The 14,607-nt window shown below is 51.1% G+C and carries 12 protein-coding genes and 1 riboswitch; of the genes, 2 read left to right on the top strand and 10 right to left on the bottom strand.

The annotated features are described in order from the left end of the window. Positions 1-279: 279 nt before the first annotated feature. From AB4124_RS33560 to AB4124_RS33535, 6 genes are all read right to left on the bottom strand, one after another. Positions 280-1,641: a nucleobase:cation symporter-2 family protein gene (locus AB4124_RS33560; protein ID WP_441975403.1), complete on the bottom strand. Its 1,362-nt coding sequence runs from the start codon at positions 1,639-1,641 to the stop codon at positions 280-282. Between the two features lie 40 nt (positions 1,642-1,681). Next, positions 1,682-2,251: a xanthine phosphoribosyltransferase gene (locus AB4124_RS33555; RefSeq protein ID WP_009593434.1), complete on the bottom strand. Its 570-nt coding sequence runs from the start codon at positions 2,249-2,251 to the stop codon at positions 1,682-1,684. A gap of 149 nt (positions 2,252-2,400) precedes the next feature. Beyond that, a riboswitch (purine riboswitch) is annotated at positions 2,401-2,501 on the bottom strand. A gap of 393 nt (positions 2,502-2,894) precedes the next feature. Beyond that, a complete protein-coding gene (locus AB4124_RS33550) occupies positions 2,895-3,992 on the bottom strand; it encodes a metallophosphoesterase (RefSeq protein ID WP_441975402.1) in 1,098 nt (365 codons plus the stop codon). Positions 3,993-4,109: 117 nt separating this feature from the next. Beyond that, a complete protein-coding gene (locus AB4124_RS33545; RefSeq protein ID WP_179090732.1) occupies positions 4,110-4,415 on the bottom strand; it encodes a hypothetical protein in 306 nt (101 codons plus the stop codon). A 238-nt stretch (positions 4,416-4,653) separates the two neighbouring features. After that, complete coding sequence (locus AB4124_RS33540; protein WP_379414404.1) at positions 4,654-5,553, bottom strand: TrmB family transcriptional regulator; 900 nt, start codon at positions 5,551-5,553, stop codon at positions 4,654-4,656. 98 nt (positions 5,554-5,651) lie between these two features. Continuing rightward, positions 5,652-6,473: a zinc ribbon domain-containing protein gene (locus AB4124_RS33535; RefSeq protein ID WP_430110906.1), complete on the bottom strand. Its 822-nt coding sequence runs from the start codon at positions 6,471-6,473 to the stop codon at positions 5,652-5,654. Positions 6,474-6,852: 379 nt separating this feature from the next. Between AB4124_RS33535 and AB4124_RS33530 the strand changes: the two genes are divergently transcribed. Then, a complete protein-coding gene (locus AB4124_RS33530; protein WP_441975401.1) occupies positions 6,853-7,221 on the top strand; it encodes a hypothetical protein in 369 nt (122 codons plus the stop codon). Between the two features lie 275 nt (positions 7,222-7,496). On the opposite strand, the gene AB4124_RS33525 is transcribed toward AB4124_RS33530, so the two are convergent. The 3 genes from AB4124_RS33525 to AB4124_RS33515 form a co-directional block, all read right to left on the bottom strand. Continuing rightward, positions 7,497-8,375 carry a M15 family metallopeptidase gene (locus tag AB4124_RS33525; RefSeq protein ID WP_441975400.1) on the bottom strand — a complete coding sequence of 293 codons (879 nt, stop codon included), beginning with the start codon at positions 8,373-8,375 and terminating at the stop codon, positions 7,497-7,499. A 188-nt stretch (positions 8,376-8,563) separates the two neighbouring features. Beyond that, positions 8,564-9,304 (bottom strand): hypothetical protein, encoded by a 741-nt coding sequence (locus AB4124_RS33520; RefSeq protein WP_441975399.1) that lies wholly within the window; start codon positions 9,302-9,304, stop codon positions 8,564-8,566. Between the two features lie 69 nt (positions 9,305-9,373). Further along, entirely contained in the window at positions 9,374-12,475 is a 3,102-nt protein-coding gene (locus AB4124_RS33515) for a DEAD/DEAH box helicase (RefSeq protein ID WP_430110900.1), read from the bottom strand. 313 nt (positions 12,476-12,788) lie between these two features. Between AB4124_RS33515 and AB4124_RS33510 the strand changes: the two genes are divergently transcribed. Continuing rightward, positions 12,789-13,001 carry a PLDc N-terminal domain-containing protein gene (locus tag AB4124_RS33510; RefSeq protein WP_076326015.1) on the top strand — a complete coding sequence of 71 codons (213 nt, stop codon included), beginning with the start codon at positions 12,789-12,791 and terminating at the stop codon, positions 12,999-13,001. Positions 13,002-13,258: 257 nt separating this feature from the next. Here AB4124_RS33510 and AB4124_RS33505 read toward each other — a convergent pair whose 3' ends face one another. Further along, positions 13,259-14,548 carry an ABC transporter substrate-binding protein gene (locus AB4124_RS33505; protein WP_076326016.1) on the bottom strand — a complete coding sequence of 430 codons (1,290 nt, stop codon included), beginning with the start codon at positions 14,546-14,548 and terminating at the stop codon, positions 13,259-13,261. Between the last annotated feature and the right edge of the window lie 59 nt (positions 14,549-14,607).

Here is a 14,607-nt window from a genome sequence, read left to right as displayed (position 1 = left end):
GAACCTTTTCGTCGATGAAAGAGAAATCGATATACTTGTCCACTTTACGAAGCAGATGATCTTGAGGAACCAATTCTTCAATCGAAACAAACTCGTAAGCCTGCTGTTTTTCTCGGTTAGAACGCAACATATTTAACACCCTTCCGAACRGTTTATTTACAAATATTATACAATATTAACGCGGTGTCGTGTTGAATTAAATACACAAAAAATAGCTGTCGAGACTTTCTCGACAGCCTGAGCAGCCGGAGTTCATCCGGCTGCTTTTAAAGACATTTGTTATGCAGCGTGTCCTTCTGCTGAATCACATTGCTCTGTGGAAGTGGGCTTGGTATTTCTCAAACCATTGAAGATCAGGTTTAGCACAATCGCTGTCAAGCTGCCCGCCACAATGCCGTTATCGGCAAGAATACGCAGGTTGTCAGGCAGACTCGCGAACAGACCCGGTACGGTTGTCACACCAAGGCCCATGCCGACGGAACATGCAATAATAAACAGGTTCTCGTGTCGGTTAAGGTCTACTTGATCCCCTAACATCCGAATACCGGAAGATACAACCATGCCGAACAGGGCTACCATGGCTCCACCCAGAACGGATGTTGGTACAAGCTGTGTCATGGCGGCAATCTTCGGAACAAATCCGATCAAGACCAGCAAGCCGCCTGCCACAACGATCACGTCACGCGTCTTCACACGGCTCATCTGAATCAGACCCACGTTTTGAGAGTATGTGGTATAAGGGAACGAATTGAAAATACCGCCTACCACAATCGCAAGACCCTCCGCACGGTAACCACGGGACAAATCCTTGGAGGTAATGTCACGATCCACGATTTTGCCAAGCGCCATAAATACGCCTGTCGATTCGGCAACACTGACAATCGCTACCAAAATCATTGTCATGATCGGAACGATCTTAAACTCCGGCGTACCAAAAAAGAAAGGCTGCGGAGCACGGAACCAGCCGGCTTCGCGCAGCGGGGATAAATCCACTCCACCGTAGAATGCCGCTACCAAGGTGCCTAGAATAAGACCTAGAAGTACCGATATCGAACGCAAGAAACCTTTGGCAAACCGATTCATGATAATGATGAAGGCAAGAACGCCGAAGCCAAGGGAAATGTTGAGCGCACTGCCAAAATCCTCGCTGCCTTGACCGCCGCCAAGGTCATTCAAAGCTACGGGAATCAGCGTCAACCCTATAATTGTAACAACCGAGCCTGTCACGACAGGCGGGAATACCTTAATCAGCTTACCGAATAAACCGGAGAACAGAATGACAAATAAACCGGAAGCGATAATCGCTCCATAAATTGCCGACATCCCGTGCTTCTGCCCGATAATGATCATCGGACCTACAGCCTGGAATGCGCAGCCGAGCATGACCGGAAGACCGATACCGAAGTACTTGTTGCCGAATACCTGCAGCAAGGTTGCAACCCCGCAAGCAAGCAGGTCGATGGCGATGAGATACGTCAGCTGCTCCGTCGTTAAGCCGAGCTGCCCGCCAACGATAAGCGGTACGATGATAGCCCCTGCGTACATTGCCAATACATGCTGTAAACCCAGTGAAAAGGTTTTGCCCGGACTCCGATTTTTATCAAAAATCGGTTCTTGCACCGCTTGTTTCTGTTGTTCCATGGCTCCTTGATTCCCCCCAATTAAATTGTCAGCTTTCGGTCTATGCGAATGTCACTACGCCATCTTCAAGTGATGCAATCCGTACGAGCGATTCTACCCGGTAGCCCGCTTCGGCTAACAAGCGTCCTCCTGGTTGAAATGCCTTTTCAATGACGATCCCGATGCCTACCACCTCGGCGCCCGCCTGCTCTACGATTCGAGCAAGCCCGAATGCCGCCTCGCCGTTAGCAAGGAAGTCATCCACGATCAGCACTTTATCGCCGGGTTTGATGAATTTCTTCGCGACCGTAATTTCGTTCGTCTCCTGCTTGGTGAAGGAATACACCTTCTCCACGAATATATCCTCACGGAGGGTCAGCGACTTCTGCTTCCGTGCAAAGATGAGAGGCACTTCCATCTCAAGGGCGGTCATAATGCCGGGCGCGATGCCGGAGGATTCAATGGTCAATACACGAGTCACGTTCGCTTCCTTAAACAATCGCGTAAATTCCTTCCCCACCTCTTTCATCAATACCGGGTCCATCTGGTGGTTCAGGAATGAATCCACCTTAAGTACCTGTCCGCTTAATACAATGCCTTCCTCTTTCACTTTGTTCTGCAGTAATTGCATGATGCTCCCCCTTAAATTTGTTTACATTCCAAGCAAAAAAAGCCCACTTCCTCCTTTCACCGAATCGCCGGGAAAGAAACAAATGGGCATAAGCAACAAAAACGCACCGTGAGCCACCTGAGGTCAAATGGAATTGACCTGGCTTGTCCGCTGCTGCTGCTATAACCCGTAGTCCAATCATTTCCGGTGATCGGGTAGAGACATGCAGGCCAATTCCTGCACCTATACGAGAAAATGTATAATATCCAAATTCCTTAGAATGCTTACGTGTAAATGTTATATTTCCGAATGAATGAAGTATAACGCATTCCCTATGAAAAAATAAAGTGAAAATTTACGGAAATAATAAACTGCCGGTCAATTAAAGGAAAAAAAGCTGCCCCATAAGTTTCGTGGGACAGCCTGCAGAGGCACTAAATCCGCTAAAAAACCTCCATAATCGATTCCATAGGATCACCGATGGGCACCGACACATCGCCGTTTACATCAACCAGCTGGATACGGAGCGTATAAGTTCCACCATGAGCTTGCTGCTAGGGGAATAAGATATCATTCCCATTCCCATTCCCATCCCCTTCCATTTCCATGTCGCCAGCGGTTAAACCTGCGTTCACTCGGTATACCCCTCAACCCTCAATAGCATCTATTGAAATGTAACATGGATTTGGACAATCTCGGAGCGGGAACCCAGACGAATCGGCGGTCCCCAGAAGCCGTAGCCCGAGGACACGATGGAATGCATCTGGCCTTTTTGCAGATATCCCCAATCATTCTCGAACATGGCCTTCGTAATCAGATGTGCCGGGAATACCTGCCCACGGTGCGTATGCCCAGAAACGATAAGGTCTACGCCCTGCTGCTGTGCTTCCTCCAGCGCATTCGGCTGATGATCAAGCAGAATGATCGGCTGGGATAGATCGGTCCCACCCATGATCGTGGACAATTCGGCCCGCTCCTGATCCTGTTTATCCCGTCTGCCAACCAGCGTCAGGCCCTCCACCGTCAATTTCTCATCATACAGCACGGTCATGCCGCTCTGCTCAAGAGCCGCGATCAGTTCCGGAATTTCCCCTTCGAATCGGTCATGATTGCCCAGTGAGGCATACACACCATACGTTGCCTGGATACCGGTCAGAATCTGATCGATCCCCTGGCGTAAATAAGCATCCAGGTCGTCATCGATGATATCGCCTGGAAACAATACCAGATCCGGCTTTAAGTCATTGATCTCCTTCACCATGCGCGCAGCATGGGCTTTACCTGACAAGACGCCGAAGTGCATGTCGGATGCCATAACGATATTCAGCTGCTCAAGTGTGCCGGCGTTCTTATCTACGTGAATATCATAAGCTCGAACCGTTGGACTATACGCATTAAATGAGCCGAAACCGATCACAATCACCATGAGCATCAACACGATAGAACCCGCCGCCTTCTCCAGGCCATCTCTTCGCAATGCCGTCAATCTCAGCAGCCACAACATGATATGCATCAACGGGAGAAGGATGATCAGGACATAGAAAATAGCCATCCAATACGATCCTATCACACTCAACACGGTGAGGTTACCAAAGAACCGTCCTGAAATAAACGATGTCGATACCACCGTCAGTACGACTATGTATGTCCATTTGAGCACAAGGGATGGACCCGGTTTCATCCAGCTCCATACGCTTCGACCAATATAATAAACCAGCAAGCCGTAAATCAATAATGCAACGATTCCTGCAAAAATAAACATCTCCATCCCCTTCCGTACATCCATTATAACAAGCGGATTTTGCGAATCCCAGCGGACGTTACGAAAGGCAGATGGGGTTATTCATTTCTTCGCAAGTATGATGTCTCCAGCAAGCCGTTACAAGCCCGTGCGCTGTTTAGGCAGCAGCTCGTTTAGCAGCGATTTCAGATTGCGGTCTTCCGTATATTTTTCTTGACCCATATCGAGTTCGTTCACACGTATATAAGTATAACTTTCCGTCGGATTCTCCGGTTTAAAAAGAAGTTCATCATGCGGGTCAGGTACCACCTTATACTCCATTTCATGAAACATATCGAGCAGCTGCTGACCTGTAGGATTCTCTCCTTTATCCACAAAAATCAATCCCCGAAGCTTCTTAGGTTCTTCCTTATGTCCCACTGTAAAATGAACGATGCATTCCATGCTCATTCATCCCCCTTCTCTTGGTTGTCATGATTGCGATTAAAAACCGTCTCATTCATGCTCTCCTACCAGCTACATCCCTTCATTCCCACGTGTTGCTGGATCTTAAGCAAATAAACGCCAAGATAAATCCCGGCGTTCCTTATCTATATGTTTATTACATTGTACGATGAACCATAATGTCTAACTGTGACAAAAGTCACTTCTAGAAAAGCTTCCCATGAGCTGAGCCGAAACCCTAGGCCGTATTTCGACTGCTATCCCCGTCCATTGAGTTAGAATCAGCTTCATACTCCGCTAGTTTGGATTTCGGTTCCGGAGCCTGGTCTTCCTGAGCTTCGGCATCGGCTTCCGCATTAAGATACAGGCTCTGGATCAGACCAAAGTGCTCTCCATAACGCGCCTCCAGCTGCTCACCCATGTCCTGTTCAAGCTGGAACAATACCATCTCCTGAGTAAAATGATGCAGCAGGAGCTCAGCTAGTACCGGATGCTCCGTGATGACCGCTCCTGTATCATATTCCCCGCCGCGCATCCCTAATATGCACCACTGCCGGTCCACAACAAAGGAGAATTTCCGGCCGCCTCCTCTGCGCTCCGCCAGGCCGTTCCAGCCAGACCATGCCAGCGTTCTTGAGAGTCCCTGGTCCGGGCCGTCACAAGCCCACAGCACCTTGACTCCCCTAGCCTCCGCTTCAGCCAGCGGTTCACGCAGAAGCGATGCCTCTTCACGCCAGACGTCAACCACGATCTCTTGTTTCGCTCGCTTCAATTCCCGGACGAGCACATCAAGCACCGCCTGATCTCCTTCCATACTAAGGAAGGGAGCAGCGGTACCGCTTCCTCGCGGCAAGCTCTTCTCAACAAAAGCGAGTGATGCCTCCACACGGCCGGATATCATTCGCGTCAGTTCCTCCGGTTTCAACGAACGGTAACGGACGGGTTCCCCGTCCATTCGCTCAAGTGCCCCTTGCCGCTCCAAACGCTGCATGGCTGCATAGACATTAGAGCGCGAAGCTCCAAGTCGTTTAGCTACCTCATAACCACCCGCTGGCCCATACTCGGCAAGGTCCACCATAATTTTCGATTCAATCTCCGTAAATCCCAAATTCCGCAAATGATGCAGCAATTGTTCCATATTATTAGTCCTCCCAAGATGCTCGAACGCTTGCTCTATCATTCATACTGTCATATTAACACTCGCGTTAAGGGCATGATCGTCCGAATCCCTATATCTTAAATCTGTTCAGCTCCGCAGCGCGGACACCATTTCGAGCCTTTTGGCAGGTCGACACTGCAAATCTGGCACTTCACCATATCGCGCGCCGCCTCATCATCACCAACATAGTCCTGACTTTGGTTATTCTCCTGCCAGAAACGAATGCGGCGGTCCAGTTCCAGCTGCCTCTCCCGCTCCCGCTCGAGTTCTTCCCAGTGACGGCGCTCCTTCTCCTGCTCCTCCTGCTCGATACGCAGCTGTTCCGGATCAACCTCCGGTTCAGACAGCTCCATTTCCTCGTGCTGCCGCTCCGGCTCCGGTTCATACATATCCGGCTCGTATGGATCCGGATTCGAACGGAAATCATAGGTATGCAATTCGTCCTGCTCCTGTTGTTCTTCAGCCGCTGCATATTCATGTTTATCAAACATGATCTTACGCTCAGGCTCCCTTGGTTCTTCCGCTGTTGACTTCTCAGGGTGAATTAAATTATCAAGCTTATTCCCACAGTATGGACAGAAATTTGCATCCAGCGCGACCACCCGCCCGCATTCACAGACCCGCTCATTCTTGAGGACCGCAATGCGGTTCCGAATTGCTTCGATTTGCTCCTGCAATCCATCGCAGGTTTGCGCAAGCTCGACCATTTCTTTTTCAGCCATCGCCATGTCCTGCTGACGGTAGCCCTCATAGAACACTTTACCCATCTGCAAGTAATATGAGTTCTTCTGCTGTTCGATTTCGGAAATTTGGCTGTTGAGCTTATTCACTTCCACCACGTGCTGAGCCTTTTCCGTTGCGCGGTTGGCTCCATCCTTGAGCTTTTGTAAAATATTCATTTATGAATCCTCCTCTTTCTCATATCCCGATTCACCAGCGAGCTGCCGGCGCATTGTCATATCTCTTCATTAAGGTTATTAACGATTTTTAGCTAGCCATAAACCGGCTATCCCATGTTTTTTTACCGTTTCGCATACTACTCATTGTGATAATATGCTCCTCATCGTCCAATATACTGCCACCATGGTGATTCTATCATACCAAATTCCTTGCCCCATGTGAAAAAGGAAGCACCTTCCAACCCCGCTGCTGATTCATCCGTGTCCCGAACGTGTATATGATTAGAAAACTGGACAGTACCATGCCATTATACTGTCGGCTTGCAGCCTCGTCCTATTCCGAGCAGCCCTTAGCTGCCGAAGTCTGGAGGGATTTAATATGAGAAACGATAAAAAGACGTATTATGTTTCAGTCAATCACAATCTGATCCAGGATGTACCGAACGATACGAATGAATATGTCGTATATATGGATGATGAAGAGGTCTCCAAGCTGAGGGGGCTGCTGTATGAAGTCAGCAGCAGCGATCGGTATGCGTTTAAACGTACATTCGTCCCTTACAAGTCGGCGGATCATGACGTTGCTGCCGAGCAATATGATGAACGAACGATGAACCTCTACCACTTTCTCCATGAACATGGTGATGAACGCACGCGCAAAACCATTGAGGACATGAATATCCTCGGCAAGCTGACCGACACCGGCTACGATGATCCCGGTTATGATGACTCGCCATTAAATAAGTAAAGACTATCAGTCCGTACGTATATCGACGAACTTTCTCAGATGACAGACCGCATTTAGCGGAAGTTTTTCTTGCGAGATCAGGATGGTAAGCCTCTGAAGTTGATGCTTTCTTATCTCTTAAAATACGAATGAATCCCGGAGCCAAGCCGCCCCGGGATTCATTCGTATAACAAGAACATCGCCCGGCCTTGCGCAGGTCCTGTTCTACTTTATAGATTCGCAAGCCGGTGTACAAGGATAAAAAGTCCCGTTTATCCTACGACTATTAGCACAGCTTACAGTTTAATGTTCGCTTCATCGAGGTATTCTTCCAGCGTCATGCCGCTGTCGGCAATATCCGGCGCCAGATCCTTGCCTACATAACGGATATGCCATGGCTCGTATACATAACCGGTAATATTCTCGGCTCCTTCTGGATAACGAATGATGAAGCCGAATTCCGACGCGTGTTGCGCCAGCCACTGCCCTTCCGCCGTATGACCGAACGTTTCCTCCAGCGCATTACCTGCGCTTGGACTGGACACGTCAATCGTAAGGCCTGTCTGATGCTCACTCGTACCCGGCACCGCGCTTACACGATTAGCCTCGACTTCCCCTTTGGTACGAACATTATTCTCATATATACTTTTCTGACGGGCGTAGGAACGGTATCCCGATACGGCGCGCAGTTCGATGCCATCCGCTTTGGCCGCATCGAACAATTCCTCGAGCGCGTCAGCCGCTTCTTTTCTCAGATGCCGTTTTTCATGCGGCTCATCAAAAGAAAATGGGACATTCGGCTCCACGAGATCACTTGGTTCATAACCATCAGGCAAGCTGCGCTGCTTATTTACAACCACCGTCATAGCCTCCGCGTTGGTTACGACCTGCTTGCCGCCGCTCTCCTGGATCGTGGCTTGAAGTGCATTCTCGCTGCGCTTCGCCATAACCGGATCCGCTGGCTGATTCTCAGCCCCTGTCTCTCCATTACCCGCGCCACCCTCAGGAATTGTGTTTCCTTCCTGGCCCTCGGCCGGCGACTGCAATTCCTGACCCTGTTCCTTACCGGAACCGGTATCATTCGATTGACATCCTGCCAGAAGGGCCCCTGCTAACATCAAGGATGACAGCATTACGCTTGTAAATCGTGTTCGTTTTCCCGAAAATGCATTCATCTATTGCTTCTTCCTTTCCCACGGTTTGTCCTGACCCCATTGTACCTTATTCAGAATGAACAGAACAAACGAGTGGCTGTCGAATCCTGCCGGATAATCTCCGTTTACGTCAAATATCCGGCCGTTTCCCTCGATTTATGGCGCCGCTTCTATCAAATCCATTACAATTCTGTGATGGATTTCCAACCTTACGGCGACTTCAAATTGCGACGCTTCTGCTCGGCTTGTTTGGCCGCTCCGCGGGCAATCACGCTGAGCGCTTTGGAAGCGCCGCGAACGCCAGGCAGTAAGCTTGTCCAGTCGCCGACTGGACCTAGCTGATCTGCCGGAGGCGGCGGTGATAGCTGCACCTCCAGCTCGCTAAGCTGCGGGCCAGGCCGGTGCAATCGGCCCTCGGCCGCCGCTTCGGCCACCCATTCGCCCGGAGAAGGACCGGACGGTCCCTTCTCCTTCGCCCGGGTGGCCTGCTCTGCGGCAGAGCCGCCTGCTGGCGGCGGGGCTGCTTTGGCCCAGGCGTCGAAGACGCCGGCCAGCAGCGCTTCCCGCGGCAGCCCCAGCAGCGTCAGCTGCTGGAGCGGCTCTGCCGCAAGCCGCAGGGCCGCGGCAGCCAGCAAGGCTGCGGCATGCCCGCAGGCCCTTTGGCCGCAGGTGCAGCGGGCATCGGCGGCCGGCTCTTCGCCCTGCAGGGGCGATGGCGCCAGCTGCTCGGCCAGCCAAAGGGCGTCCTGCCCTGCAAGCAGGCGGTACAGCGCCTGCGGGTCTTCCTCCAGATAAGCCAGCACCGCCTCACGGGCAGCGGGGTTCAGCGTCTTCACCTGAACGCTGACCTCATACGTCCCCGATGATTCATCAGCTCCATCCACTTTCCCCTTTAACCATCCAGGTTCGATCTCCAGCCTGATTCGTTCGGCCGATTCCGCAGATTCCATAGCCCACACCTCCCTGGCATCCATTTTTGTATGTCTTATCGGCTGCTCCATGCGCCGTACGCAATCCGGTTACATCCAATCTTGCTCCTGCAGCTCAATCAGCTGGCGGAGCTCACCGTCCGACATTTCCGTCAGCCATGTTTCGCCTGACCCGACAACCTGCTCGGATAACGCCTTCTTCTGTTCGATCAGCTCGTCAATCCGCTCCTCCAGCGTTCCCTGAGAAATCAGCTTGTGCACCTGAACGTTACGGTGCTGCCCGATCCGGAATACACGGTCCGTCGCCTGATTCTCGACCGCCGGGTTCCACCACCGGTCATAGTGAAGCACATGGTTCGCGCGGGTCAAATTCAGGCCTACGCCCCCGGCTTTTAACGAGAGAACAAAGAACTCGGGCCCCTCGCCTGCCTGGAATGCCCGTACCATCTCATCCCGTTCCCGTTTAGGCACCCCTCCGTGAAGGAAATACGGCTCCTTCCCGTATTTACGTCCAAGCATGCTTACCAGCAGTTCACCCATGCCCACATACTGGGTAAAGATCAACGCCGATTCTCCGACATCTGCGATGTTGTCGAGAATTTCAAGCATACGCTCCATTTTGCCCGAGGACTCCGCACGCACCGCGCGTCCTTCGTCATGTCGAAGCAGCTGCGGATGATCGCATATTTGCTTCAGCTTGGTGAGGGACGAAAGCACGAGTCCCTTGCGGGCTATGCCCGACCGGCTCTCGATCTGCCCCATCATCTCATCGACAACCGCTTGGTACATCGCGCCTTGAACCTCGGTCAGCGGGCAATATGATTTCAATTCCAGCTTCTCCGGCAGATCCTTGCGGATATCCGGATCGCTCTTGAGTCTGCGCAGCATGAATGGAGATACCAGCTTATGAAGCTCACGGAATCTCTCCTGCTGCCCCTCTCCTGGCGCATAGCGCTGACGGAAGGTGTTAAAGGAGCCGAGATATCCCGGATTGAGAAAATGAAAGATCGACCACAGCTCCGCCAAACGGTTCTCCACCGGTGTTCCGGTCATGGCAATACGGTGAGGCGCGGATAATTTCATGACGCTCTGCGCTTGCTTCGTACGGTAATTCTTAATATATTGTGCTTCGTCGAGCACCACACTCGACCACTGGATAGCGGATAAATCACCGCCGTCTCTTCCCGCCAAGTGATAGGTGGTCAGCACGATATCATAATTGGCCGCTTCCTGCAAAAAGTCTTCACCACGCAGGCGTCGAACGCCATGGTGCACATGCAAGGTCAGATCCGGTGCAAATCGCTGAATTTCCCGCTGCCAGTTACCCAGAAGCGAGGTCGGGCAAATAATCAGCACCGGACCGCCAGCGGATTCCGTATTGAGACGCTCCAGCAGACAGGTGATGACCTGTACCGTTTTTCCAAGTCCCATATCGTCGGCAAGGCAAACACCAAATCCCAAATCGCGCATCACGCTTAGCCACTGATATCCCCGTTCCTGATACGGTCTCAGTTCGCCGTGAAGCGAGGAAGGAATCGGGCGGGATGGCAGCTTGCGAGACGTCTCTCCATCCAGTAAAGAAGATAGCAAACCCGTTGTCTCCACTTCTTCGATAAAGAGACCCTTCCACAGGCGTTCTCCATCCATATCAGCGCTAAGGTGCATCCATTCCGCAAGCTCCATCTCGCCCTTCTCATGGCGCTTCATGAACCGCAGCACTTGGTTGATCTCCTTCAGATCCACCTCAACCCATTCCCCGCGGAACTGGACATAGGGCAGATTCTGTTCGGCCAGAAACTTTAACTCTTCGCGCGTCAGGGATTGGCCTCCCATCGCTGCAGAGATCTGAAAGCTGACCAGATGCTCCATGCCTAACACCGGCAGTCGATGCGCTTCACCGGATGATTTTGCATCCGGCATCATTTTGAGAGATAAGCCGACGCGGCGGCGCCCTTCCCTGCTCCATCGTGAAGGCATTTGGACCGTGACTCCGCTCGCCGTTAATTTCGGAACCGATTCCTTCATAAACGTGGACAAGCGGTCAAGCGATAGCGACACGCTCTCGGGTGCACGCCCGTACAAGCCTGCGGCCAGCTCCGGTGCCAGTTCTACCGCTTCTCCCAGCTTCATTAACAGCTGCAGCTGAATCCTAGAATACATCCGTCCACGGATCAGCTGATCGGATTCCGGATTTCCCCAAATGCTGCGGACTGGCATTGATAAGCCTTCGTCCTCCTGGCTTCGTACCCAGAAGGACACCTTCCAGTCCTTCTGGGCCTCGTCCAAAGGCGGCTCAAGCCGCAGCCCAAGTCCAACGGTTCCATTCTCGGGAGGCTGATCCTCCCCGCTGGCATAAGGAAACGTTGTCCCTCCAACACGTTCAACAGCTTCCTCCAGCTCGCTAACTTCCTCAGCCGTCCCTTGAATGGGAATATCCCGACTGACGGTCAACAGGCTGTTCCACCACAGCTCGGCCAGGGGAGATTGTCCCCGCCGGTAATTCGCCAGATAGGTCCGAAGCTTATCCTCCGATTCACGGACAGCTGCCCGGGCCTGGCTGTCGATCACGCCGCACAGAAAAGAATACAGCACAATAGCCCCTGCTTCCTCACGGGTTGAAGGATCGAATCCGGCAAGAGCTGCGGGCGTCCCCATCGCAATGGGCGGGATATTCGCTGCCAGCTGCAAAAAGCGTGCTGTATCCTCGGCAGACAGCTGCGGCTTCCATACCGCTTTTATATTTTGCATTGTTGTCCGGCGCCTGCCCACGGAAGGCACCTCGGCTGTCCCCGGTGCAAACTTCCCTTGCAGGAGCAGCTCCAATGCAAATCTGCTCACTTGTACCCAATATTCCATTTCTTCACCGACGTTTAGTCCCTGAGTCTGATAATACTCAGAATCCAGCGAGATCAGCAATTGAAATGCGTCTCCCGGTGTCAGAGCAAGCCCTTCCATCGTCCGTCCGCCAAGTGTCTTCCGTTCCGGACGCCGTGTGCTTTTCGATCCGAGGACTTTGGCCGGATATCTGAGCTCGGCAAGCCGGAGGGAAGCGTTAGCGAAGGGACGGGTTCCATCCGGTTTGCGAAAGGTACGGACCACGCGGCTCCAAGCATCCACTCTCGGTTCCGAAACCTCACCGGAAAAACAAAAGAATACGTCACCTAGCCATACGCCATAGAGCGGTTGATTCATCGTTGTCTCCCGTCTTTTCCTGCTTTATAGATATTATTACTATCTTATACGATAGCTTCAACATTTCAAAACGATGGCGAAATCGTTCCCACGCCAAAATAACGTCAACCTTTATCATACCATGTATTTACTATTTCGTTGTGATCTATGTATTGCAGAATTCTCCTATATAGGTTAATAAAATATCCCTATTCTTATGCAATCTCCGGTTACCCCCGGCAGGAAAATTCCATATCTTTTTGTTTTTTTGCGACCCTTCTGCTGATCGACCGTATGTAAATCATACATTTAGAGTTCGGGAGGGTATTTTATTATGAGTTTTGTTGGCTTTGGTATCTTAGGAATTGTGACGTTATTACTGGGGTTCTTCTTCTTCTTTCTTCACATTGCCGTCTGCGTATGGGGTTATAATGACGCCCGGCGAAAAGGCCGCAGCCCCGAATTTGCGATTCTGGTTGTGCTGGGCTTGTTGTTCTTCCCTATTGTCGGTCTCATTATTTATTTACTGATCCGAAATAATTATTAGTAATAACCATGCTCCGCTTCTTCTTCCCCTTGGGACGGGGCATACTTATCAACTATAAAGACGTTGCCCCAAAGCTAAGGTGTGTGACAAACAAAAAGGTCGAAGATCAGCGCTCTAAATGAGTCTGTCTTCGACCTTTTATGATGCATGAATGACATCGGGACTGTTTTCAAAAAGACGATATATCTTTGAGACAGCCCCTATTCACGTCAATGGATCATTTCGATGGTATAGCATGGTAGACGTCACCTTCGTGATCACTTCGCCTTCAAGCTTTCCCATGATTTCTGAATGCCTTCGAACAATTGGTTCTTGTCCACATTGCCAGCAACATAACCCTGCATCTGGCTGCCGAATTCATTCATACCGCCATCAGGGAATTTGTTGAACTCCCAGCTGAGCGCTTTGTTTTCTTTACTGTATTTCACGACATCGTTACCCAGATCGCCAAGCGTCTCGCTATTCGCCTCGATGCTGGTCAGTGCCGGGATGAACTTGAACTCTTCTGTAATATAACGTTTACCGGTCTCCGAAGTAACGAGCCAGTTCAGGAATTCCTTGGCTTCATCCTTCACCTTGGATTTGTTGTTCACGACCCAGTTGTTTGGCACACCAATCGGAAGCTTGTCATTCTCTTCGGCATTGTCATTGATCGGCATTGGCAGAAGGCCAATGTTCAGATCCGGATTAATGCCGTCGATTTGCACTTGCGTCCAGTTCCCGTTCTGGGTCATGGCTGCTTCACCGCTGGCAAAGGTCGTGATTTCCGTGTTGTAATCTGTCGTCAGCGGGTTCTTCTGACCGTACTGAACAGTAAGGTCGAACAGTCTCATCCATTCGTCGAATTTCGCGTTGCCTACCAGTTTCTCCGTACCTTCATTCATTCCTTTGACGAATGAACCCGGATCTTCCTGATGGGCGAATGGAATGTTCAACAAGTGGTTGGCCAAAATCCAGGTCTCTTGGTATCCATTAACGAATGGCGTAATGCCAGCCGCTTGCAGTTTTTTGGCCGCTTCCTCAAGCTCCGTAAGCGTCTTAGGAAGCTCGGTAATACCCGCTTTCTCAAACAAGTCTTTATTATAAATGAATCCATAACCCTCGATAGTCATCGGTTGTCCGTACAGTTTACCGTCTTTGGTCATAGGCTCTTTGGCAACGTCAACCACGTCCTTCACCCATGGCTGATCCGAGAGATCCTCGACATTCTCGAACCACGTTTCGAGATCGCGATATCCGCCAACGTTGAAAATGTCCGGCTCATCGCCGGAAGCGAACTTCGCTTTCAGCGCCGCGCCATAATCGGAGCCGCCGCCAACGGTTTGAATGTCCAGCTTAATGCCGGGATGTTCTTTTTCGTATTCAGCTTTCAGTTTATTCAGAGCCTCGGCGATTTCGACTTTAAATTGGAAAATCTTAATTGTTTTCGTTCCGCCTTCGGCGCCACCTTCAGCGCCTTGATTGTCCTCACTCTTGCCGCCGCAGGCCGCAAGAAGCGTGGAGAAAGCCAGAACCATGACCAGGAGCAGCTTACCGTATTTCTTCATTGTGAATCCTCCCTTTTTTTCTATACATTGTGTGCAGCATTCATTGATAGCGTTTTCTT

Origin of the sequence: Paenibacillus sp. 2KB_20, assembly GCF_052115765.1 — a bacterium.
Lineage (GTDB): Bacteria > Bacillota > Bacilli > Paenibacillales > Paenibacillaceae > Paenibacillus_AQ.
Note: the sequence above shows the minus strand (reverse complement) of the source record. Positions and strands in the feature narration are given on the sequence as shown.

Bases quoted from the DNA above. Each gene is read 5' to 3' on its own strand.
- AB4124_RS33515 (WP_430110900.1), bottom strand. From the start codon at position 12,475: ATGAATCAACCGCTCTATGGCGTATGGCTAGGTGACGTATTCTTTTGT.
- AB4124_RS33540 (WP_379414404.1), bottom strand. From the start codon at position 5,553: ATGGAACAATTGCTGCATCATTTGCGGAATTTGGGATTTACGGAGATT.
- AB4124_RS33505 (WP_076326016.1), bottom strand. From the start codon at position 14,548: ATGAAGAAATACGGTAAGCTGCTCCTGGTCATGGTTCTGGCTTTCTCC.
- AB4124_RS33510 (WP_076326015.1), top strand. From the start codon at position 12,789: ATGAGTTTTGTTGGCTTTGGTATCTTAGGAATTGTGACGTTATTACTG.
- AB4124_RS33520 (WP_441975399.1), bottom strand. From the start codon at position 9,304: ATGGAATCTGCGGAATCGGCCGAACGAATCAGGCTGGAGATCGAACCT.
- AB4124_RS33535 (WP_430110906.1), bottom strand. From the start codon at position 6,473: ATGAATATTTTACAAAAGCTCAAGGATGGAGCCAACCGCGCAACGGAA.
- AB4124_RS33530 (WP_441975401.1), top strand. From the start codon at position 6,853: ATGAGAAACGATAAAAAGACGTATTATGTTTCAGTCAATCACAATCTG.
- AB4124_RS33525 (WP_441975400.1), bottom strand. From the start codon at position 8,375: ATGAATGCATTTTCGGGAAAACGAACACGATTTACAAGCGTAATGCTG.
- AB4124_RS33560 (WP_441975403.1), bottom strand. From the start codon at position 1,641: ATGGAACAACAGAAACAAGCGGTGCAAGAACCGATTTTTGATAAAAAT.
- AB4124_RS33555 (WP_009593434.1), bottom strand. From the start codon at position 2,251: ATGCAATTACTGCAGAACAAAGTGAAAGAGGAAGGCATTGTATTAAGC.
- AB4124_RS33550 (WP_441975402.1), bottom strand. From the start codon at position 3,992: ATGTTTATTTTTGCAGGAATCGTTGCATTATTGATTTACGGCTTGCTG.
- AB4124_RS33545 (WP_179090732.1), bottom strand. From the start codon at position 4,415: ATGGAATGCATCGTTCATTTTACAGTGGGACATAAGGAAGAACCTAAG.